16 protein-coding genes and 1 pseudogene are annotated in these 20,223 nt (G+C 60.6%); 8 read left to right on the top strand and 9 right to left on the bottom strand.

From position 1 onward, the window contains the following. Positions 1 to 96: 96 nt before the first annotated feature. Positions 97 to 1,473, bottom strand: coding sequence for a DUF1329 domain-containing protein (locus tag P7A97_RS12180; RefSeq protein WP_277690222.1), 1,377 nt, complete (start codon positions 1,471 to 1,473; stop codon positions 97 to 99). A 31-nt stretch (positions 1,474 to 1,504) separates the two neighbouring features. Next, a complete protein-coding gene (locus P7A97_RS12175) occupies positions 1,505 to 3,319 on the bottom strand; it encodes a DUF1302 domain-containing protein (RefSeq protein WP_277690221.1) in 1,815 nt (604 codons plus the stop codon). A gap of 227 nt (positions 3,320 to 3,546) precedes the next feature. On the opposite strand from P7A97_RS12175, the gene P7A97_RS12170 reads away from it, so the two are divergent. Next, positions 3,547 to 4,338, top strand: a complete 792-nt coding sequence (locus tag P7A97_RS12170) for a transporter substrate-binding domain-containing protein (RefSeq protein WP_277690220.1) — start codon at positions 3,547 to 3,549, stop codon at positions 4,336 to 4,338. 8 nt (positions 4,339 to 4,346) lie between these two features. Here the strand turns inward: P7A97_RS12170 and P7A97_RS12165 are convergent, their stop codons facing one another. The 3 genes from P7A97_RS12165 to P7A97_RS12155 all read right to left on the bottom strand — a co-directional run bounded on the left by P7A97_RS12165 (position 4,347) and on the right by P7A97_RS12155 (position 8,465). Continuing rightward, on the bottom strand, positions 4,347 to 4,880 hold the full coding sequence (locus P7A97_RS12165; RefSeq protein WP_277690219.1) for a hypothetical protein: 534 nt from the start codon (positions 4,878 to 4,880) through the stop codon (positions 4,347 to 4,349). Between the two features lie 210 nt (positions 4,881 to 5,090). Further along, positions 5,091 to 6,404 (bottom strand): FAD-binding oxidoreductase, encoded by a 1,314-nt coding sequence (locus P7A97_RS12160; RefSeq protein WP_277690218.1) that lies wholly within the window; start codon positions 6,402 to 6,404, stop codon positions 5,091 to 5,093. A gap of 573 nt (positions 6,405 to 6,977) precedes the next feature. Then, a complete protein-coding gene (locus P7A97_RS12155) occupies positions 6,978 to 8,465 on the bottom strand; it encodes a PLP-dependent aminotransferase family protein (protein ID WP_277690217.1) in 1,488 nt (495 codons plus the stop codon). Between the two features lie 90 nt (positions 8,466 to 8,555). Here P7A97_RS12155 and P7A97_RS12150 point away from each other — a divergent pair, with 90 nt between their 5' ends. The 3 genes from P7A97_RS12150 to P7A97_RS12140 all read left to right on the top strand — a co-directional run bounded on the left by P7A97_RS12150 (position 8,556) and on the right by P7A97_RS12140 (position 11,167). Continuing rightward, complete coding sequence (locus P7A97_RS12150; protein WP_277690216.1) at positions 8,556 to 9,182, top strand: FMN-binding negative transcriptional regulator; 627 nt, start codon at positions 8,556 to 8,558, stop codon at positions 9,180 to 9,182. Between the two features lie 18 nt (positions 9,183 to 9,200). Then, a complete protein-coding gene (locus tag P7A97_RS12145; protein WP_277690215.1) occupies positions 9,201 to 9,647 on the top strand; it encodes a GNAT family N-acetyltransferase in 447 nt (148 codons plus the stop codon). Positions 9,648 to 9,844: 197 nt separating this feature from the next. Continuing rightward, complete coding sequence (locus P7A97_RS12140) at positions 9,845 to 11,167, top strand: methyl-accepting chemotaxis protein (protein WP_277690214.1); 1,323 nt, start codon at positions 9,845 to 9,847, stop codon at positions 11,165 to 11,167. Positions 11,168 to 11,185: 18 nt separating this feature from the next. Here P7A97_RS12140 and P7A97_RS12135 read toward each other — a convergent pair whose 3' ends face one another. Genes P7A97_RS12135 through P7A97_RS12125 form a run of 3 tightly spaced genes read right to left on the bottom strand, consistent with a single transcriptional unit; the run spans position 11,186 to position 14,542 of the window. After that, a complete protein-coding gene (locus P7A97_RS12135; RefSeq protein WP_277690213.1) occupies positions 11,186 to 11,950 on the bottom strand; it encodes a helix-turn-helix transcriptional regulator in 765 nt (254 codons plus the stop codon). 12 nt (positions 11,951 to 11,962) lie between these two features. After that, complete coding sequence (locus P7A97_RS12130) at positions 11,963 to 13,072, bottom strand: class II histone deacetylase (RefSeq protein ID WP_277690212.1); 1,110 nt, start codon at positions 13,070 to 13,072, stop codon at positions 11,963 to 11,965. A gap of 9 nt (positions 13,073 to 13,081) precedes the next feature. Then, on the bottom strand, positions 13,082 to 14,542 hold the full coding sequence (locus P7A97_RS12125; RefSeq protein ID WP_277690211.1) for a Na+/H+ antiporter NhaC family protein: 1,461 nt from the start codon (positions 14,540 to 14,542) through the stop codon (positions 13,082 to 13,084). A 210-nt stretch (positions 14,543 to 14,752) separates the two neighbouring features. Here P7A97_RS12125 and rimO point away from each other — a divergent pair, with 210 nt between their 5' ends. Continuing rightward, positions 14,753 to 16,075: a 30S ribosomal protein S12 methylthiotransferase RimO gene (gene rimO, locus P7A97_RS12120; protein WP_277690210.1), complete on the top strand. Its 1,323-nt coding sequence runs from the start codon at positions 14,753 to 14,755 to the stop codon at positions 16,073 to 16,075. Positions 16,076 to 16,325: 250 nt separating this feature from the next. Here the strand turns inward: rimO and P7A97_RS20565 are convergent. After that, positions 16,326 to 16,836 (bottom strand): annotated as a pseudogene (locus tag P7A97_RS20565) (phage integrase N-terminal SAM-like domain-containing protein). A gap of 155 nt (positions 16,837 to 16,991) precedes the next feature. Between P7A97_RS20565 and P7A97_RS12105 the strand changes: the two are divergent. From P7A97_RS12105 to P7A97_RS12095, 3 genes are all read left to right on the top strand, one after another. After that, on the top strand, positions 16,992 to 18,122 hold the full coding sequence (locus tag P7A97_RS12105) for a hypothetical protein (protein ID WP_277690208.1): 1,131 nt from the start codon (positions 16,992 to 16,994) through the stop codon (positions 18,120 to 18,122). 460 nt (positions 18,123 to 18,582) lie between these two features. Beyond that, positions 18,583 to 19,032 carry a hypothetical protein gene (locus P7A97_RS12100; RefSeq protein WP_277690207.1) on the top strand — a complete coding sequence of 150 codons (450 nt, stop codon included), beginning with the start codon at positions 18,583 to 18,585 and terminating at the stop codon, positions 19,030 to 19,032. Positions 19,033 to 19,489: 457 nt separating this feature from the next. After that, positions 19,490 to 20,185: a hypothetical protein gene (locus P7A97_RS12095; RefSeq protein WP_277690206.1), complete on the top strand. Its 696-nt coding sequence runs from the start codon at positions 19,490 to 19,492 to the stop codon at positions 20,183 to 20,185. The last annotated feature ends 38 nt before the right edge of the window (positions 20,186 to 20,223 follow it).

Here is a 20,223-nt window from a genome sequence, read left to right as displayed (position 1 = left end):
GCTTCGTGCGCCGCCTGAAATGAAAGCGGTGCAGGCCCAAGGCCTAAAAAAAAAGCGGCCCGAAGGCCGCTCAAGACTTGGAGTAGCGCGTTTGGATCAGCGAACGCCGGCCTGGCGCAGGGCCGCCGGGGTGTACTGCGAGGCGGTAGCCTTGGCACCGAACTCGTAGGCCTGCTTCTCTTCGTTCTTCAGACCGAGTACCGAGTAGCGACCGGAAATCAGGTCGTACAGGCCTTCGGCGGTATAGCCCGGCACCTGCTTGTGGTAGTACTGCTGGGCATAGCCCTCGCCCACCCGCCACAGCTGACCACGACCGTCGTAGTGATCGACCAGCGCCAGCTGCCAGGTGTCTTCATCGAAGTACATGTGGCGAGTGGCATAGATGTGGCGCTCACCCGGCTTGACCTTGGCCACCACTTCCCACACGCGGTGCAGCTCGTAACGCACCAGGTTCTGATCGATGTGGCCAGGCTTGAGGATGTCCTCGTACTTCAGGCTAGGCGAGTCCAGCTTGTAGTTGTTGTAGGGGATGTACATCTCCTTCTTGCCCACCAGCTGCCAGTCGTAGCGATCCGGTGCGCCGTTGAACATGTCGTAGTTGTCCGAGGTGGCCAGACCGTCGGCAGCGGTAGCCGGGCCGTCGTAAGCCACCTGCGGAGCACGGCGTACGCGGCGCTGGCCGGCGTTGTACAGCCAGGCCATGCGCGGCTCTTTCACCTGGTCGATGGTTTCGTGCACCAGCAGCACGTTACCGGCCAGACGCGACGGCGCGGTTACGCTCTGGATGAAGTAGAACAGGATGTTCTCGGCTTTATTCGGATCGAGATCCGGCAGATCGCTCGGGTAGGACACCTCGTCATGGAACTGCACCATGCTGAAGGCGCCGTTGACCTGCGGCTGCACGCGGGTCATGTAACGCTTGACGTTACCGCCGCGGTAACGGGTGGTGTGGTTCCACACCACTTCCACGCCACTCTTCGGAATCGGGAAGGCGTAATAGCGGCTGTCACCGAAGTTCTTCAGACCGTTACCGCCATCGATGCTCTCGGTTTTTTCCGCGCTGACCTTGATTGCGCTGTAGATGTTTTCCGGCAGCGCGGCAGTACGGTGGGTCGGGTAGACCTGGATCTTGTAGGTGTCCGGGTAGCGCTTGAGCATGGCCAGCTGGCCGGCGGACAGCTTGTCCTTGTACTGCTCGGCATTGGCCGGAGTAATGGTCAGCAGCGGTTGCTCACCGGCAAACGGGTCGGCCAGAAAGCCCTTGGCATCCACCGCACCAGCGTTGGTCGGCAGGCCGCCGGTCCAGGCGGGGATACTGCCGTCGGCGTTACCAGCCTTCTCGGCGCCCATCGGCGTCAGGCTGGTGCCGAGCTTGGCGGCTTCTTCCGGGGACACCTTGGCCATGGCCACACTGGTGGCCAGCAGGCTCAGAACCAGGGCGCCAGCTTGGAACAGGGTATTTTTCGCTTTCATCTGCATAGTCATCCTAAAGTCCGCTCTGTACTTAGAAGCTCACGCCGAAGCTGAGCGCGACGAAATCGCGATCGGTCTGAGTGTTGTAATCGCCATCGAAGAAGTCGGTGTAGCTCAGGCTGGCGGTGTAAGTGTTCTGGTACTCGGCATCCAGACCGACACTGATGGCCTTGGAGCCTTCGTTGAACACTGGACCATAGCCGTCGACGTCATGGGACCAGGCCATGTTGGGCTTGAGGTTGATCCCGGCGAATACGTTGCTGTATTCGAGGATGCCGCGCGCACGGTAGCCCCAGGAGGTGTTGGTGTAGAAGCCGTGGGTGCCGTACTCGTCGCGAGCCAGAGCGCTGGTGGGGGAGCCGTAGATCGAATCACGACCGTAGCGAACCTCGTCGCGGCTTTCCAGGCCGCCGATGCTTGTGATGGCAGCTTCGCCCACCAGGGTCAGGCGCGAGGCGCCCAGCACTTGGTCGAAGAAGTGAGTGAAGGTGGTCTGTGCCTGGGTCACTTCCTTGCGGTTGTAACCCTGCAAGTACTGATCAGCTTGACCCACCGCAGCTCGAACACCAGCCATTCCAGCGCCCGCAGCGGCAAAAGCACCCGCAGGAACAGTGGCCAACTTGGCAGTCATGTCGGTACCGTTGATCGCGAGCGGCATGTTCGGACGGTAGCTGATTTCACCAGACCAGGCGGTGCCACTAGGCAACGTGGTAGAGAAGCTCAGGCCATACAGACGAATATCCTCAGGGTATTCGAGGTAATACTCACCAGTACCAAGCAGGATCGGCTGAGCCAGTGAGCCATTTGCCGTAGTAAACGCACTCTGAATTTGCGCAGCACTACCCGTCATATAAGCCGCATTGGGAGTGCGGCTGTGATAGTTCATAAAGTAGGCGCCATATTCGGTATCGTCACCGAGCCAACGCAATGCGACACCCCACTGACCGGAGTCACGCGCGTCTCGGTCACCGCCACGAGGCACAACCAACCCTTCCGGCGTTACCGTAACACCTCTGCTGGCAAGTAGCGCAGAGGTACTGGGGGCGTTAAGTGTTCTGAGGGTGCCTGCGTCCAGAATGGTGTAGTTAGTGTCACAACCGTCAGCAGCTACATCACTAGAGGCAAAGAAGGTACCGCAGTTATCAGCGACAGTCTGATCCCACTCCAGCTGGTAAAAGGCCTCTGCCGAAAGCTGGTCGGTGATCGACTGGGAGACATAGAACATGTTGACTGGAATCAGGCCTTCCTTGACTTCTGCGCCGGGGCGACGGAAAGCAGCGGCGTCGACCGGGTTGATCGAGTTGATCGAGTTCTGGATGAAGGTGCTCTCGCCCCAGCTCACCACCTGCTTACCGAGACGCACGGTGCCGGGCTGCTCGGCGATGTCGTAGTTGTGGTAGACGAAGGCGTCGAGGATTTCTGCGCCCGAGGACTGAGCGGCCTGCTTGCGGTTGTGGTCGTCGATGTCCTTGAACAGACGGCTCTCGTCCTTCAGCTCGAAGTCGTACCAGTACTTGCCACGCACAAATACGCCGGTGTCGCCGTACTTCAGCTCGAGGTCGTGAATGCCTTTGAAGATTTTCGAGAAGGTCTCGCCCTTCTTGAAGTTGAGCCGTCCGTCGTCGCCGGTCTGGGTGAAGCCGGTGCCACCGTTGGCGGTACCGATCAGATCCTTGTCCGGGCTGGCGGTCGACCAACTGGCACCGACGGACAGGGACGAGTCCAGCTGCCCCTCGATCTCACCGATATCGAAACTCACCGCCTGAACATTGGCGGCGCTGCTCAGTGCTACGGCTGCGGCCAATGCCTGCAGTCGGAAACCTGTGCGCCCTATTGTTGTTTTCATGTGGCTCTCCCCGTTGGGTGTGTCGGACAGCCGCAGAAACTAATGAAACATCCTCTAATAGGTAACGGATGAAAGAGTGATCCGCTCAATCACTACAAAGAGTGAGTCCATGCTCAACGGCGGCACTCAGCGACCACAAACCACGGAAACTCGACAAAGACCAACGGGCACACCACACTCAACTGCGCTCCGACAGCCCGTGACTGGCCAGTAGTAAGGAACCAGGCATGCCCTACTTCGCCCCGCTATTGCACTGTTCGACCCTGCTGCTGGTGGCCCTCCTGTTGCCAAGCGCCGGTGCTAGCCCCAGGCAGGTTCAGGCCTTCAACACCTACGAAACCTCGCCCTACCTCAACGATGACGGCCAGGGCCTGGTGCCAGCACTGGTCGCCCACCTGAACCGGGTACTGCAAGGACAACTGCACTTGCAGCTGCGAAATCTGCCACGTGCCCGCCTACTGCAGTCCCAGCTCAAACAGCCGGATGGCTTCGCCGGCATTGCCTTGCTGCTGCACCCAACTTTTATCGGCGATGACAAGCGCAACACCTACCTGTGGAGCCAGCCGCTGTTCGACGACTACAACGTGCTGGTACTGCCAGTGGACACAGTGCCGACGGAGATGACCCAGGCCTGGATGAAGGGTAAGCGCCTGATTGCCGTGCGCGGCCAGCGCCTACAGCTGCTGGACCCCTTGGTCGCCGCCGGACACCTGACCCGCAGCGACTTCAACAGCGAGCAACAGACCATCCAGATGATCGCCGCCGGGCGCGGCGACTTCACCCAGATGAACCGCCTGATGTTCCAGCACCTGGTCCACGAACTCGGCCTGGGCGACCGCCTGGTGGCCATCCCGGAGCCCGGCGTCGTGCACTTCCAACGGCATATCCTGGTCGGCAAGGCCGCCGGCGACCTGCTGGCGCCACTGAACGCCGCCATCGACGCCCTGCACTGCCTGCCCGAGTGGCGGCAGACGGCAGCCCATTACGGTTTCGCCGCCATGCCCTGCCGGAGCCGCTGAAGGCACACTCAACCCTCGGAGAGAGCGGCCTTGAGTGCCTCATAGGCCGGCGCGGCGTAGATACCAACCTCAACAGCCAGCTCCAGCACCCGCGGCAGGTCGCTGGTGTAGACGAGCACGCACTGCAGCTCATCATCCAGCGGCTCGCTGAAGTCCACCAGCACGTAGCCGCCCTTCTCCTTGTACAGCGCCGAGAGTTGCACCTGGATGCGGTTGAGTGCCTTGAGTGGCTCCACCTTCTGCAGCTGCTTGGGCTTGATGTTGAAGCTCACCTGCGGGCCGAAGGAATCGATGATCTGCTGCAGCAACTGCTCGTAGCTGTCGGCCTGGAACAGCACGGTATCCGGCAGGCTGCCGACCACCACCCATTCGCCCAGGGGGATGGGGAAATCATCGTCGTAATTGATGTCCGGGTTGGCAGCGAGAAAGGCATCGGCGTCGGCATAGGCCTGGTCGGCCTCGTCGGCGATGCGAGCGATTTCCTCGTCGGTCATGCAGCCGGAGCTGATCAGGGTGATAAGTTCGAGGAGCTGGGCTTTCATCGCTAGGTATCCTGGGCGCCATGGGGGCGCCTAGGATAACTCACCGCCTTGCTGCGACCGTAGGGTGGCGGAAGACCTGGGCTCGACGTACCTCGCCCGACAGACTTGCAACAGCGTCGCCGTAGCCCGGATGCAATCCGGCAGCGGCGTTGCCGACATCCCGGATTACATCCGGGCTACGACTAGGGTCGACGCCCAGCCCGCTTGCGCTTAGCGCAGCTTTTCCATCATCTGGTAGTACCACATGCCGGCCGCCAGCATCGGGTTGCCGAACACGTCGCCCATCGGCACCTTGATGTGCTTGCAGGCGGCGAAGGTGTCGTAGTGGCCCAAGGTGCCGGTCAGGGCGTTGGCCATGATCTCGCCCATGATGTGGGTGGTGGCGATGCCGTGGCCGGAGTAGCCCTGGCAGTACCAAACGTTGTCCGACAGCTTGCCCAGCTGCGGGATACGGTTCATCACGATGCCCATGGCACAGCTCCACTGGAAGTCGATCTTGACGCCCTTGAGCTGCGGGAAAGTGGCCTCGATGCACGGGCGCAGTTCGCCGGCGATATCGCGCGAATCGCGTCCCGAGTAGTTGGCGCCGCCGCCAAACAGCAGGCGACCGTCGGCGGTCATGCGGTAGTAGTCGAGCACGAAGCGGCAGTCGTACACGGCCAGGGTCTGCGGGTTGAGCTCCTTGGCCAGCTCACCCAGCGGTTCGGTGGTGACGATGCCGCCCATGGCCGGGAAGATCATGCCCTTGAGCTGCTTGCGCGCCAGCTTGTGGTAGACGTCGCCGGCCAGCAGCACCTGCTTGGCGTCGATGCGACCGCCTGCGGTGATCACCGCAGGCTTGGCGCCCTGGACGATATCCAGCACCTCGGAATGCTCGAAGATCAGCGCGCCCAGGCTCTCGGCCGCCTTGGCCTCGCCGATGCACAGGTTGAGCGGGTGCAGGTGCATGTTGCGGGTGTTCTTGATCGCGCCCATGTAAATGTCGGTCGCCAGGTGGCTGCGCACACCCTCGGCGTCGAGCAGGCTCACATCGTCGCCCATGCCGCGCTCGATGGCCTCGGCATAGGACGCCTGCAGCTCGTCCATATGCGAGGACTTCATCGCGGCATGCAGGTGGCCATGGCGCAGGTCGCACTGGATGCCGTACTTGGCCACACGGTTCTTGATGATCTCGTGACCACGCCAGCGCAGGTGCCAGATGAAGTCATCGACCTCCTCGCCCAGGGTGTTGCGCATCTGCTTGCGCATGGCCGCATCGCCCGACAGGCTGCCGGTGACCTGACCGCCATTGCGCCCGGTGGCGCCCCAACCGATCTTGTGGGTCTCGACAATGGCCACCTTGAGGCCACGCTCGGCCAGCTCCACCGCCGTGGCGACGCCGGTGAAGCCGCCGCCGATGATCGCCACATCGACGCTGACCTGACCCTGCAGGGTCGGGTAGTTGGTTTCCTCGTTCAGCGTGGCGCTGTAGTAGGACTTGGCGCGCTCGGCGGCGGCGATCACGGGCTGGGTAGCGGCGTTCATCAGGGTGTTCCTTATTAGAGAGTCGGGACATTGTCCCGAGGTAGCCCGGATGCGGTCCGGGGCGCGACTGGCGCGGGCTCAGCCGTAGTTGTTAGCAAACGAAGGCGAACACCACATCCGGTGGCCGGGCATGCCGGCAGTGCCACAGCGCCCAGAAGGCCAGCGGTTGTGCCGTAGCAGAACCCGGGCTGGCCTGTAGGCAGGGCGAAAGAGGAAGAGATGCACTCATGAGCGCAGAGACTCGCACGCCCTCTAGCGCCAGTTAAATCGCATTTTTTACACGTTCAGTTGCAGCATGGCTAAACATTGAATTTCGCTTGCTGAGCATTGGTGAAGAGGCCGGCATTTAATCGCGGCCAAGGCCCCTCCTACGGCCAGGTGCTGTATGGGGTAATCGCGGCTAAAGCCGCTCCCACAGAAGTCCAGACATACTCGCGTGGGAGCGGCTTCAGCCGCGATGCTCTGGCACGGCTCCTATTGACCCTGCGACGCTAATGGCGCGCAACCACACTGATGGGCAGTGCCTGCCTAACCGCAACTTGAGCCGCAAAGGCATGGCGGCCAAGGCCCCTCCTACGGCTGGGTGTTGCCCGGCGTTGTCGCCCAGGCGCGGTGCAGTGCCTGCAGCGCCTCGCCGATGGCCGCCTCCGGCACGGCGGCGAAACCCAGCACCAGGCCCGCCCGGTCATCCTCGGCCATGGCACTGTCGGGCAACCAGTAGCTGCTTAGCGCATTCAACTCTACACCTGCTCTTGCGGCGCTGTTGATCAGCTCGCGCTCGCGGGCCAGGCTCTCGACGCGCAGGCTCAGGTGCAGGCCGGCATCCACCGCCGGCAGCGGCGCACATCCAGGCACCGCGCTTGGCCAGCCGGCCAGCAGAGCATCACGGCGGTTGCGTGCAGCGCTACGCATGCGGCGGATGTGCCGCTGGAAGTGCCCAGCAGCGATGAACTCGGCCATCACCGCCTGGGTGCCGATTTCCGAATGACGCATGTCCACTGCGCGGCGCCGGGCAAAAGCCTCGGCCAGATGCGGCGGCAGCACCAGATAGCCCAGGCGCAGGGCAGGAAAGGCGATCTTGCAGAAGGTGCCGACATACAGCACCCGCCCCTGGCGATCCAGCGCGGCCAGCGGCGCCAGGGGCGTGCCGTTGTAGCGATACTCGCCGTCGTAGTCGTCCTCGACGATCCAGGCATCCTCGCGCTCGGCCCAGTCCAGCAACTCCAGGCGCCGCGCCAGCGACAGGGTGACGCCAGTGGGGTACTGGTGCGAAGGCGTGACATAGACCAGCCGGCAACGCCCTGCCCGCTCCAGCTCGGTGGTGTCCAGCCCGTCGCCGTCCACGGAAATGCCCTGCAACGCGGCGCCGGCCACGGCGAAGGCATGCCCGGCAGCGCGATAACCGGGGTTCTCCACTGCCACCCGGTCGCCGGGCTGCACCAGCAGCTGCGCGCACAGGCTGATGCCCTGCTGGGCGCCGCAGGTGACCACGATCTGCGCCGGGTCGCAGTGCAGGCCACGGCTGTTGCGCAGGTACGCGGCGATCAGCTCGCGCAGTTGCATGTCGCCAGCCGGGTCGCCATAGCCCAGGCGCGCCGGCGACGGCTTGCGCCAGAAGCGCGCCGACAGCCGCGCCCAGGTCTCGAAGGGGAACAGGTCGAAGGCCGGCACACCGACACGAAAGGCGCGCGGCGCACCCTCCAGTGGTGCGGCCAGGTGGTGCTGCTGCAGCCGCTGCAAGGCCGCGCCAGGTGCCGGGCCTTGGCTCGCCAGCGACTGCGTCCGCGTTACCCCGGCCAGTTCCACCACGTAGGTGCCATCGCCCACCCGGCCCTGCACATAACCCTCGGCATACAGCTGGTCGAGCGCCCTGCCCACCGTGTTGCGCGAAACGCCCAGCACCTTGGCCAGGTCGCGACTGGCCGGCAAGCGCACACCACCCGCCAGACGCCCATCGAGCATACGCTCGCGCAGCGCCTGGTAAAGCTGGCGGGCCAGCCCCTGCTCAGGGTCGAGACGGATACCGGAGAGGTCGACCGGTAACGGGGCTGGCATGCTCATGAATTGGCTCCATCAAAGTCACGAAAAATGGATCTTCTTGAAGGCCAATATCCTGCCTAGCATGGCGCCACCACGCCAGAGGACCACCGCATGTACCGGCCTTCCGCCTTTTGCCAGAACGACCTCACCGAGCTGCACCGGCAGATCGCCGCTTGCCGCCTGGCCACCCTGGTCAGCCACGGCCCGAGCGGCCTGCAGGCCAGCCATCTGCCCCTGCTGCTGGTTGAGGAAGAAGGCGAGTTCGGCACGCTCTACGGCCACCTGGCCAGGGCCAACCCACACTGGCGCGAGCTGGCGCTGGGCACAGAAGTGCTGGTGATCTGCCAGGGCCCGGATGCCTATGTCAGCCCCGGCTGGTATCCGGCCAAGGCCGAGCACGGCAAGGTAGTGCCGACCTGGAACTACATCGCCGTTCACGCCTACGGCCAGGCGGAAATATTCGATGATGAGCAGCGCCTGCTGAACCTGGTCAGCCGCCTCAGCGACCGCCACGAAGCCAGCCAGCCCAAACCCTGGTCGGTGGACGACGCGCCGCGCGAATACCTCGACAGCATGCTGCGCGCCATCGTCGGCTTCGCCCTGCCGATCCGCCGCCTGGAAGGCAAGTGGAAGCTCGGCCAGAACCGCAGCGCCGCCGACCAGCAAGGCGTACAGCAAGCCCTGCTCAACAGCACCGACGCGCGCGACCGCGAGCTGGCCGCCCGCATGCACACCTGACCGATCAAGGACGCCACCATGAGCACACTCGATATCCGCGCCGTCGAGGCAGAAGACCACGCCGCCTGGCTGCCGCTCTGGCAGGGCTACCAGCGCTTCTACAAGACCGAGATCGCCAGCGAGACCAGCGCGCTGACCTGGCAACGGTTCCTCGACCCCGCCGAGCCTATGCACGCCTCTCTGGCCTGGCAGAACGGTCGCGCCGTGGCCCTGGTGCACTGGATTTTCCACCGCTCCTGCTGGACCACCGGCGACTACTGCTACCTGCAGGACCTGTACGTCGATGAGAACCTGCGCGGCAGCGGCATCGGCCGGCGGATGATCGAACACGTCTACGCCCAGGCCCGTGCCGCTGGCGCCTCGCGGGTGCACTGGCTGACCCAGGAAGACAACTACCGCGGCCGCCAGCTATATGACCGCATCGCCGAACGCTCCGGCTTCATCCAGTACCGCACGCAGCTCTGAGCGGGCACCGGCTCTGCGCCAGGCCAACACGCTCGAATGACAACCTGCGGCTGCCCCGGTGGGCGCTTTAAGCGCACACGGCACGACTGAGCAGCATGGCAAAGCACTGCTAGGCTAAATTTCCAGGTAGTCCTTCAGAAACGCACAACTGCGCCGAAAAAGCTGGAACACGCAGTCATTCCCCAGTGGTGGCCCACATGCTCGGATTCAATTCACGTCTCAAGGAAGAGTTGGAATGCCTGCGCGAAGAGTTCGCGCGCACGCGCCAGATCAAAGAGTCACTGCTGGAAGAAATGCTGGTTCTGGACCTCGACGCCAAAGGGTATATCACGAACGTGAACGCCCTGTTCCTGGCCGAGATGGGTTACCGCCGCGAAGACCTGATCGGCCGCGACGTACGCAGCCTGATCCCCGAGTCCTTCAAACGCGACCCCAACTTCAGACCGCTAATGGAAGCGCTGGAACAGGGCAGGCACATCAGTGGCGCGTTTCACCTCAACCGGGCCAATGGCGATGACGCCTGGCTGCGCACCATCTGGCAACCCTCGCACAACAGCCGCAAGGAGCTAATCGGCTTTACCGTGTGCTCCAAGGACCTGACCCGCACCATCGAAACCGCCAAGGAGCACCAGGGCATCATCAGCGCCCTGCTGCGCTCGACCGCGGTCATCGAATTCAACCTGGCCGGCGAGGTGATCACCGCCAACGAGCGCTTCCTCGACGGCATGGGCTATCGCCTGGAGCAAATCCAGGGCAAGCACCACCGCCTCTTCTGCGAACCCGAGGAGTACAACTCCCAGGCCTACCGCGAGTTCTGGGCCAAGCTCAACCGTGGCGAATTCGTCGCTGGCCGCTTCAAGCGCGTCGACAGCCATGGTCGCGTGGTCTGGCTGGAGGCGTCCTACAACCCGGTGCACGACGCCCACGACCAGCTGTACAAGATCGTCAAATTCGCCACGGTGATCACCGACCAGGTCAACCAGGAAGAAGCTGTCGCCGAGGCGGCGACCATCGCCTACAGCACTTCCCAGCAAACCGACGCCACGGCGCAAAAAGGCACGACGGTGGTCAGCCAGACCGTCGAAGTCATGCGCCAGATCACCGAGCAAGTGCAGGAAGCCGCAGCCGGCATCGAGGCACTGGACAAGCAGTCGCAGCTGATCAGCTCGATCATCAAGACCATCAGCGGCATTGCCGACCAGACCAACCTGCTCGCCCTGAACGCGGCCATTGAAGCCGCCCGCGCTGGCGAGCAAGGGCGCGGCTTCGCCGTGGTCGCCGATGAAGTGCGCAACCTGGCCGCGCGTACCAGCCAGGCGGCCAAGGAGATCGTCGACGTAGTACAACAGAACCAGGCCCTGGCCCAGACCGCGGTGGAAAGCATGGCCAGCAGCCGCCAGCAGGCCGAGCAGGGCCTGAGCCTAGCCAACCAGGCCGGCGCGGTGATCGTCGAGATTCAGGATGGCGCCCAGCGTGTGGTCGACGCCGTGGGGCAGTTTGCCAACCAGTTGAAGGGCTGACACCGCACGCTGCGGGTGCTAGCGCTCAAGCCCCCGGCTATGCAGGAAACGGCTGAACAACTCAGCCTGCGAAGCCACGCCCAGCTTGCGATACAGATGACGGCGATGAATCTTCACCGTCTCCGGGCTGATGCCCAGTTGTCGGGCAATCGCCTTGCCGGCGAAGCCGCGCAGGATCAACTGCGCCACCTGCTGCTCGCGCGGGCTCAGCGCTTCGCTACCCTCCAGGTCACCCAGTAACTCCGGCGCGGCGCCCTGCTCCCCGGCCAGGTTGAGGTTGCCCAGGCCTTCGACCAGAAAGGCCGTCAGCAGCGGCTGCAGGCTCTCCAGCCGGGTGCGCAGGCGACGCGGACCTGGCCTCTCATAACAGCCCATCGACAGCACCAGCACCGCCTCCGGCAGGTTGCAACAGAGCATCAACTCGTCATGCAGGGCGATGCCCTTGTAGTACTGACGGTGATAGTCGGATTGGCGAAAGCCCTCGGGCATGATCTCGCTGAGCGACACCACACCCTCGCGCGGCTGGCGGCTGGCATGGTGGTAGAGCGGATCGAGCAGGTACATGCCGTCCAGGTAAGGGTCGAGCACCTGGGTGCGCCGCGTTTCGGCCAGGTTGTCCAGCAGACAGCTCGGCGGACAGCCCGGGCGGAACAGGAACAGCGCGTAGCCGACGCCGGGAAACAGGGCCTGCAGCGCGGGGTCGAGCATTTCGAGCAAACGCCCCTGGCGCACGGCGGCGACCAGGGGCGCAAGCGGGGACAGATCGGGGAGCACACTCATCATGCGACGAGCATGTCAGCCCGCCTTGATCGCGTCCAGATGTGGCACCAGCGAGTCGATCAGGGCTTTCTGATGCAGCTGCAGGTCCTGGCCACCCCAGCGCTGCAGATCCTCCAGCACCGGATCGCGCACCTCGGTGCTGATACCTGAAAGGGTTTCCAGCACGGCCTGGGCGCAGAACGGCACATAGCCTTCGGAATAACCGCCTTCGTGAGTCATCACCAGGCGCCCGCCGCACAGGCGATCCGCCGCCGCCATTAGCTGGCCGGTCATCCAGGCGTAGTCGGCGCTGCTCAGCAGCATGGTGCCCAGCGGATCGAAGGCCGCCGCATCGAAACCGCAGGCGACCAGGATCAGCTCTGGCTGGAAGCGCTCCAGCGCCGGCAGTACCAGGCGCTCGAACACCTCACGGTAGGCGCCGCCGCCACAGCCCGGCGGTAGCGGCACGTTGAGGTTGTAGCCAAAACCAGCACCCTCGCCGCGATCACTGGCATCGCCGGAGTCGACCGGGTAGTTGTTGGCGTGGTGCAGGGAGATGGTCAGCACCTCGCCGTTGTCGTAGAACGCCTGCTCGGTGCCATTGCCGTGGTGCACGTCCCAGTCGACCACCGCCACGCGACGCACCAGGCCTTCGGCCCGCGCCGTTTCGATCGCCACCGGGATATTGCCGATCAGACAGAAGCCGCGGCCACGATCACGCTCGGCGTGGTGGCTTGGCGGGCGGGTCAGCGCATAGGCGTTGTCGGCCTCGCCCTTGAGCACCGCGCGCACCGCATCGATGGCCAGGCCGGCCGAGTGACAGGCGATCTGGTAGGCATCCTGGCGGAACGGCGCGCATTCGCCACCATCGCCAAAGCCCTTGGCGCTCTCGGCCTCCAGCCAGTCGAGGTAGCGCGTGGTGTGGAAACGCTCCAGGTCTTCGCGCCGCGCCGGGGTGCTGCGCGGTTGCTGCAGCTGCTCCAGCAGGCCGCTGACATCCAGCAGGTTGCGGATGCGGCGCTTGGTTTCCGGGTGCTCCGCAGCCGGCAGCGGCTGGATGAAGCCACCCGGCTTGTCGAACGGGCCGCAGGGGCCCGGATCGTGCCAGAAGCAGATTTCCTTGCTGAAAAACGCAGTACGACGCATACCAACTCCTTAGGCGAGAACGACGAACAGAACGGTGCTCAGCGCGGCAGCGATCAGCACATAGGGCAATTGGGTCAGGGCATGCTCCAGCGGCGTGCAGCCACTGCCCTTGGCCGACAACACGGTGGCGTCGCCATAGAAGCAGGCATGGCTACCGAAAGCACCGGCCGACACCACGGCACCGATGGTCAGCGGCAGGCTGGCATCCAGCGCGGCGGCCAGCGGCAGCACGATGGGGAACGCCACGGCGAAGGTGCCCCAGAACGAGCCGGTGCTGAAGGTGATCAGGCTCAGGGTGATGAAGGCCACGGCCGGCAGCCAGTTGCCGGTCATCAGGGGTTTCAGCGAGTCGATCACATAGGGCGTCAGACCGAGCTTGTCGTTGATGTCCTGCAGCACGAAGGAGGTCACCACGATGCCCAGCGGCATCAGCATGCTCTGGAAGCCCTTCTGCACCGACTCGAAGATTTCGTGCAGGCTCGCCAGACGCTGGGCGGCGTACAGCAGAATGGTCAGCAGCAGCGCGCAAACCGTGCCCTTGAAGGCATCGACCTCGAAATACAGGGTGAAGCCAATCAGCGCCGCCAGCGGCAGCAGGAAGTTGATCAGACGCGGGCGGGCCTGGGTGGAAGGCTGGTCCAGATCGCCGTCCTCGATCACCGCCGTGCCATCGAGGGTACGCTGCTCGGCCTTGCGCATCGGGCCCAGTGGCGGAATCAGACCCGAGCCCACCAGCGGCACCAGCAGCAGCGCGATCCAGGCATAGAACATATAAGGTACGGCCTGCAGGTACAGGCTCAGGCCTTCACCCTGCGCGGCCGCGCCGTTACCTTCGAGCAGGCCGGCGCTGTAGATCGCCCAGGTCGACATCGGCACAAGCACGCACATCGGCGCGGCGGTGGAGTCCACTACGTAGGCCAGCATCGGCCGGGAAATCTTGAAGCGGTCGCACAGCTTGCGCATCGAGGCACTGACCGCCAGGGCGTTGAGGTAATCGTCGATGAAGATCACCAGGCCCAGCGCCCAGGCGCTGAGCAGCGTGCCACGCCGCCCCTTGACGCGGGAACCCAGCCATTCGCTGAACGCCTGGGTGGCGCCGGACAGGCCGAGCAGCGCAATCAGGCTGCCGAGGAAGCCGCACACCAGAATGATCCAGCCGATGGTGGGGTTGCCCATGACCTTCAGGCCACTGTCGGCGAAAGCGATGAGAAAACCCGGGCCATCGAGCATCAGGTAACCGAACAGGCAACCGCCGACCAGGGCTTCCAGGGTGCGGTGCAGACTCAGCGCCAGCATCAATACCGCCAGCGTCGGCAACAGGCTGATCCAGCCCAGATGCGGAGCATCACCGCGCTCCACCGGCCCCATCCACAGGGCTAAAACCACCGCCAGAGCCAGCAGGCCCCAACCGATGAGCGTGCGGGGATGTGTGGGCGGCGCCGATGCGCCCTGCTCTGCCAGCTCGGCCATGAGTCAGTACCTTTTACTTGTGATTATCGTTAGGCACCCGAGCCTACGGGCAAGCGTCAGACCGACCAATAACCCTTGAGGGTTAGCCAGCAGCGACCACACTGCTTTCTATCGTGTCGCCAGGCTGTTCAAGCGCACGACTCGCCGCTAGAATTGCGCACTTTTTGATCAGAGGCGCCCCCCCCAGCGCCCGTTTGAGGTTAGCCGCCGATGTCCACCGCCACACCGAAAGTCGGATTCGTTTCCCTGGGTTGCCCGAAGGCGACCGTCGACTCCGAACGCATCCTCACCCAGCTGCGCATGGAAGGCTACGAGATCGTGCCGACCTACGAGGACGCCGACGTCGTGGTGGTCAACACCTGCGGTTTCATCGACAGCGCCAAGGCCGAGTCGCTGGACACCATCGGCGAAGCCATCGCCGAGAACGGCAAGGTGATCGTCACCGGCTGCATGGGCGTGTCCGAGAACGCCATCCGCGACGTACACCCGAGCGTGCTGGCCGTCACCGGCCCGCAGCAGTACGAGCAGGTGGTCAACGCCGTGCACGAGGTGATCCCGCCCAAGGCCGACCACAACCCCTATGTCGACCTGGTGCCGCCGCAGGGCATCAAGCTCACCCCGCGCCACTACGCCTACCTGAAGATTTCCGAAGGCTGCAACCACAGCTGCGCCTTCTGCATCATCCCCTCCATGCGCGGCAAGCTGGTCAGCCGCCCGGTCGGCGACGTGCTCTCCGAGGCCCAGCGCCTGGTCAAGGCCGGCGTCAAGGAAATCCTGGTGATCAGTCAGGACACCAGCGCCTACGGCGTCGACCTCAAGTACAAGACCGACTTCTGGGAAGGCCAGCCGGTCAAGACGCGCATGAAGGAGCTGTGCGAGGCGCTCTCCAGCATGGGCGTGTGGGTGCGCCTGCACTACGTCTACCCCTACCCGAACGTGGACGACGTGATCCCGCTGATGGCCGAAGGCAAGCTGCTGCCCTATCTGGACATCCCCTTCCAGCACGCCAGCCCGAAAGTGCTCAAGGCCATGAAGCGTCCGGCCTTCGAGGACAAGACCCTGGCCCGCATCAAGGCCTGGCGCGAGATCTGCCCGGAGCTGACCATCCGCTCCACCTTTATCGTCGGCTTCCCTGGCGAAACCGAAGAAGACTTCCAGTACCTGCTCGATTGGCTGACCGAAGCCCAGCTCGACCGCGTCGGCTGCTTCCAGTACAGCCCGGTGGATGGCGCCCCGGCCAACGACCTGGGCCTGGAGCCGGTGCCGGACGATGTGAAACAGGATCGCTGGGATCGCTTCATGGCCCATCAGCAGGCCATCAGCGCCGCACGCCTGCAGCGCAAAGTCGGCACCGAGATCGAAGTGCTGATCGATGAAGTCGACCACGAAGGCGCCGTCGCCCGCTCCTGGGCCGACGCCCCGGAAATCGACGGCAGCGTGTTCATCGACTCCACCGCCGTACAGCCCGGCGACAAGGTGCGCGTGCGCATCGTCGACGCCGACGAGTACGACCTCTGGGCCGAACTGATCTAACCGCTGCCGCTATAAAGAAGCCCCGCACTTGCGGGGCTTTTTCATGTTGCACAGCCAAACCTGAGTACCAAACAACTCTTCCCGATCTTCGTAGGAGGGGCCTTGGCCGCGACAACAATGTCCGAGGCACCACCAACCTCAACAAATCCTCACTACCCGTCGCGGCCAAGGCCCCTCCTACACAATCTCCACGCATGCACCGCCTCCGTGGGAGTGGCTTCAGCCACGATAACGCCCCTACAGCCACAGCTCATCCCCGATCCAGAGGACTCAGCACCCCCATGCCGCCACGGTTGAGCACATGGGTATAGATCTGCGTCGTCTTCACATCCGAATGCCCCAGGAGTTCCTGCACGGTGCGGATGTCCTGCCCGCTTTCCAATAAATGCGTGGCAAAGGAATGACGCAACGTATGCGGCGTGGCCGGTTTATGCAGCCCGACCCGGCGTACCGCGTTGCGGCCGTCGCGCCCTAATCACCCCGTCCATCCAGGGCAACTCAATCTGCAGCACCTGTTTATAAAGGAAGAGAATCGCCTACAGCGCCTGATTCTGTGTGGACGCCGCCACATCCCACCGCACAGCTAGATGACTCAAAAAAGCCTCAACTTCCGCAGCCCCCATCTCCTGCGGATGGCGGTACTTGTGGAAGCGGATGAAGCGCTTCACCCACTCCAGATAGACTTTTTCGGTACGAATCGAATAGTGTCGAAGGCGAATTTGCTCGCGCACCTGATCGAGCAGCTTGGGCTTGTCATCCATGTCGCTATTGCTCCCTGACTGTTGTCGCATCTCCTGATGCGATTTGCAGGCTAGACAAGGACTTGCCGGACGACAAGGAACGTTATGCGACACAAGTGGCGTAATAAATTACGCCACTTGTGTCGTCTACTTATAGTTAGAGCTCAAAGAAAATCGTGAAGCCATCTAAATATTGTGTGTTTTGCGGGCAAAAGCCTAACAGCAAAACAAAAGAACATGTAATACCGCACTGGCTTATTTCCTTAACAGGAAAGCCACAAAGAAAAGTCAATCTTGGAATGATTAAAACTGCGGATGAAAAAGCCTTTACCCAAAGACAATATTCATTTGATGCCTTCACTTTTCCAGCTTGTGATAAATGCAATCAAACATATTCAGAGCTGGAGGGTAAGACCAAAAACATAGTTGAGAAAATTCTTAGCGATGACCATTTAACAGCTAACGAAGTTAGCATTCTTCTTGATTGGTTTGACAAAGTCAGGGTTGGCCTATGGCTGGGTTACCATCAGCTAGATAAAAATATCGCCAACATTAGCCCGACATTCCATATTTCCACACGAATCGGCCAGTATGATAGGGCGCTTTTTGTTGCAAAGTCAGACTCTTCCACTCCAAAACTTAATTTTGGTGGATCGGACACTTTATCTTTCGCCTTTACCCCAAGCGCTTTCACTCTGATTATAAATAACTACTATTTTACTAATATTTCTTTTCATTTTCTTTTTTCTAGGCGCATTGGATTCCCATACCCCAAAACTATTAAGGCTATCCCTGAGGAAGAGTCGGATAGTCGAGTGGAGGCTGACATATCTAAAGGCCAAGAGAGAATAATGCACCCATTAATTCGATTCCCGACTGGGCTTAGGTGCATAGAAATATATCAACCTATGTTTAAAGGCGGCCTTATTGAAGGCCAGATTGAGGACTATAATTGTGATTATGTTCGATCCAACAGCCTAGATTTCGAAACCGGCGCAGGAGCAATATTTAAAGTTGAAGACGGAGCCTTTACAAGGCACTTACATAATGAGGAAATAAAATTATCCCCATTACACACCTACAGAGATGAGATCATCTTCTTCAAATCGGCAATTAATGTTTTAAAGTGGCAAAATCACCTAAACACCTTACAGCCAGATACTAGCCTTTTAGCCAAAGATCAAAAAAAATACCGCAAAACGATATTCAGCAAAGTCAGCAATATCAACAACTACTTAATAAGAACGCAAGAAAATCATCTTAAAAAATATAAGGATGGTCTGAAAAATGCTTCCCCCGAATCTTGAATGATGCAGCGTGGACTGAAATACCACTTGATACGTAGCGCTCTAACAATTGGTTCAAGCCGTTCGCTTCGCTCACTCGGGACCGGCTAAAGCCGGCCCCTTAACCAAACGTTAGCCGTCGTTGGATTTCCGGTTCTTTTTAGTTCGGCAAGGATGCACAAATGGTTTTGTTCTTACGCTCCGTTGAAAGCAGTTTTTGGCGCTTATTTGCGCTGCCCTCTTCCGTTTTGCTTGGGCTTTTCCGGCCCATCGGCGGCGCTGGCGGTAAGGCATTTTCCAGCTCCAAGGCTGGCAACATTTCGCACGTTGGCCAACGGCTTTCACTCGGTTACATTCAGCGGCGCTTGTTCGGTTGCATTCATCCAATGCCACTCCCGCTAACTAGCGGTTCAAGTCGCTCGCTGTGCTCGCTGGGACTGGCTAAAGCCAGCCCCTTAACCTGAACGTTAGCGGAACTCAAATGGAATCTGCACTGATCGCTCTTCTTTCAGCAGTAATAGGGGCCCTTCTTGGGCACTATCTATCTGAACGAAAGAGCCGAAATGATGAGCTGGCCAAAATGAGGCTCGACTCTTACAAGGACTTTATAACTGCCACATCTCTCTTGTTCTCAGCTCGCCGCAGCGGCAGAACTCAAGATGAAGCCGCAGAGCTTGGTGCACTCAACGATGCAAAAACCAGAGTCTGCATTTGCGCAAGCACAAAAGTAGTTGAGTGTTTAGAGGAGTTTTGGCTTCAAGGTGGAACACTTGAAAAAGAGCAGGAAATACTAGCATTCACCCGCCTATGCACAGCAATGCGTGAAAGCTTAGGCCCTGAGAAACTAAAATTCGACATAAAACTATCCAATGTGTTGTTCAAGTTAGAGCCCTCAACATATTCCTATAAAGCATCGCGGGAGCCCCGCTAACAATGCGCTCAACTGTCGCTCACTTCGTTCGCTGGACTCGCAAAAGCTGCGCTTTTGCTCGCCCGTTAGCTTAATCGTTAGGCTGCAAGTTAGATAAAGGAATTGTGCGGGCATGGAAGCATTGAAAAGTTCACGCAATACGCATCGTGCAAACGGCAATCTACTACCGCATATACAACAGTCCGCAGCCACTATCCACTTCATAGCTGCTCGCCAGGCATCAAGTCAGGGCCAAAACCCCGTATCGCGCCTGAAAGTCCGCGGGGCGCAGCTCCCGGCCAATACCGAAGCACGGCTTGCCATCCCTTCCCCGCTCCGCCATCGTGCGGGCATTCAGCTACGTGCACGGAAGGCCTAACAATTGGTTCAAGTCGTTCGCTGCGCTCACTCCTGGACGTCCGCAAGCTACGCTCGCGGCCGCCCCTTAACCAAACGTTATGCACAAGCTGAGTAACCAATGGACGCCTTGATTAACGCACTCAAAGAGCTAGCTAAAGAGCTATCACTTTCGAAATTTGAATGGGACATTCCAAACAATTGCCCAATCAGCATCCCAGCAGAACTCAAAGACGGCCACTCAAAGAATATTTTCCTTAAGGAAAATTTTTATAAAATCATACTAAACGACAGCACCTTGACCAGCCACTATTGGGCCATCCAAGAATGGGGTCGAATTGGCTCTTTCAAAAAGAACGACAAAAATGATCGCCGGATAATAAACTTCCTCACAGAGCTGAACAAAAAATCACTAACCAGGCATTCTTTTGAATGTATCTCATCCCTATCAAAAGTCGCGTCATTCATCAATCCCAACGAATACGCCATATATGACTCGCGCGCCATCTACACGTTAAACTGGCTAATCTTTAATCACTCAAAGCAAAAAGAATTGTTTCCACAGCCAATTGGTCGAAGCAGTGAATTGGCGAAATACGATATGCAAACAATATTCCGCCTAACCAAAGCAGAGTTCAGCTACAAAACTCACAAGGTTGCCTTTCATCACTACTGCGAACTCTTAAAGAAACTAGCGCACGAAATTTTTGGCATAAACAGCAAGCCCTACCAAATTGAGATGCTACTTTTTATGGCTGCACCAACATCAATCATTAGCCAGATCGAGTCTTCGGTCGCGCTATCCATAAGCGCATAACAATGCGCTCAACTGTCGCTCACTTCGTTCGCTGGACT

This window comes from Pseudomonas sp. GOM6, assembly GCF_029537485.1.
Taxonomy (GTDB): domain Bacteria; phylum Pseudomonadota; class Gammaproteobacteria; order Pseudomonadales; family Pseudomonadaceae; genus Aquipseudomonas.
The sequence above is the reverse complement of the archived record's forward strand: the minus strand, read 5'-3'. Positions and strand labels throughout refer to the sequence as shown.